The sequence below is a fragment of the Streptomyces sp. NPDC051286 genome, assembly GCF_044455345.1.
Classification (GTDB): domain Bacteria; phylum Actinomycetota; class Actinomycetes; order Streptomycetales; family Streptomycetaceae; genus Streptomyces.
Window position 1 is genome coordinate 1 of record NZ_JBITER010000139.1, and the last position, 2,050, is coordinate 2,050.

The following is a 2,050-nucleotide window of genomic DNA, read 5'->3' on the forward strand; positions in this document are numbered from 1 at the left end:
CCCCGGAGGTAGAACTGGTCGACGTGGACCAGGCGGGAGCGGGTGAGGGCCTCGTGGCCGGGGTTGGTGACCGGGGTCATGCCGATGTTCCACGCCTCGCTCACCAGGAGCGCGACGACCGAGGTGGTGAGGTCCTTCATCCGGGTGGTGCCGTCCCCCAGGTGAACGAAGGTGTCGAGGAACCCGGTCCAGGAGTGGACCTCGAACAAAAGGTCCGGCAGGTCGATCTTCGGGAGCATCTTCTCGACCCGCTTGCGCAGCCAGGCCAGCGACTTCGGCTCTCCGAGCGCGCCGAGCTTCTCCACGTTCAGCTTCGCCCGGCCGTTCGGGAGGACGTCGAGCGACACCTTCGCGTCCTTACCCGCCGACTCCAGGCGTTCGGCCATCTGCTTCCAGCCCGCGTCCAGGGCCCGCACCAGCTCCGCCAGATGCTCGGTGATGGGCATGTCCAGGCTCAGCCCGGCCAGCACGTCCTCGCGCACCGCCTCCCACGCCGGCCCGTCCAGGAGCCGGGCGCGCGGGTCGGACCAGCGGTGCGAGGGGGAGGCGAACACGTTGCGGTTGTTCAGGGCCCGGTGCAGCTGCTCCAGCACGCACACCACGTACGCGTCCCGGTCCACCGACCCCTGCGGCAGATCGGCGTTCGCGTACACCGCCTTGCGCCAGGCGGCCGGCACCAGCTTGTCATCGACCTCGCGTGGCAGCAGCGGCTTGTCCTTCACCCGCCGCCGCGCCAGCGCGGGCAGCCGCTTCACCCCGGCCAGCACGCGCGAGCCGCCGGTCGACGCCGTTAGCGCCTTCGACTCGCCCAGCAGCGCGAGGAACGGGCGCACCGTGTTGTAGCGGGTGGTCAGCGCCGCCCGCATCGTCACTTCGGCCGAATCCTCGCCCTCGGGCACCAGCGAGACCACGAGCGCGGCCGCGGTCATCACAATCTCCCGGGGCGCGATCTCCTCGACCGCCGCCCACAGCGCCGCCGCGTCCACGTCAGCGCCGTGCGTCTCCACCAGATCCAGCTCATCGAACAGCACCTTCGCCGCCCGCTCGAGCGTCCGGGACGCCTTCTCCAGCTGCGGCAGCGTCGACAGGCGCTCCTTCTCCGTCGCCCGCTTCGCCGTGCTGATCAGCCGGGTCGTCATCAGGACATGGAACAGGTCCAGGGCCTCGTCGATGGCCTTCGCCTCAAGGTGGCGCATCACCGCGGTGAGCATCGCGGTGCGCTTGGGCTCCTCCGCGCGCTCCAGGCTCCCGAAGGCACTGGACGCGGCGAGCGCCGGCAAGCGGGTCCTGGCCGGGGTCCGGGGTCTTCCGGCGCTGGCCCGGCGGAAGGTGGGCGTCAAGCCGCTGCTGCCGCGCGAGGTGGACGACAAGCTCGTGCCGCCTGCGTGGCGTAAGGCGGTGTACGCCAACCCGGATCTGCCGCAGTGCGCGGTGGACCGGGACGCGTACGTGGTATGCGTGCTGGAGCAGCTGCACCGGGCCCTGAACAACCGCGATGTGTTCGCCGCCCCGTCGCACCGCTGGTCCAACCCGCGCGCCGCCTGCTGGACGGGCCCGACTGGGACGCGGTCGAGGAGGACGTGCTGGCCTGGCTGAGCCTGGACATGCCCGTCACCGAGCACCTGGCAGAGCTGGTGCGGGGCCTGGACGCCGGATGGAAGCAGCTCGCCGAACGCCTGGAGGAGGCGGGGCCGGCGGCGAAGGTCTCCATCGAGGTGCAGGACGACGGGCGGGTGAAGCTGAACGTCGACAAGCTCGGCGCGCTCGGCGAGCCGAAGTCCCTGACCTGGCTGCGCAAGCGGGTCGAGAGGATGCTCCCGAAGATCGACCTGCCGGACCTGCTGTTCGAGGTGAACGCCTGGACCGGGTTCCTCGACGCGTTCGTGCATCTCGGGGACGGCACGACCCGGATGAAGGACCTGTCCACCTCGGTGGTCGCGCTGCTGGTGTCGGAGGCGTGCAACATCGGCCTGGCCCCGGTGGTGAACCCCGGCTACGAGGCGCTGACCCGGGCCCGGCTCGTGCACGTCGACCAGTACTACCTGCGCGC

The 2,050-nt window shown here is 71.0% G+C and carries 2 pseudogenes; one reads left to right on the plus strand and one right to left on the minus strand.

Annotation, left to right across the window (positions count from 1 at the left end):
* Positions 1-1,244: pseudogene (locus ACIBB8_RS37785) on the minus strand (Tn3 family transposase); the annotation flags it as partial.
* 7 nt (positions 1,245-1,251) lie between these two features.
* On the opposite strand from ACIBB8_RS37785, the pseudogene ACIBB8_RS37790 reads away from it, so the two are divergent.
* Positions 1,252-2,050 (plus strand): annotated as a pseudogene (locus tag ACIBB8_RS37790) (Tn3 family transposase); the annotation flags it as partial.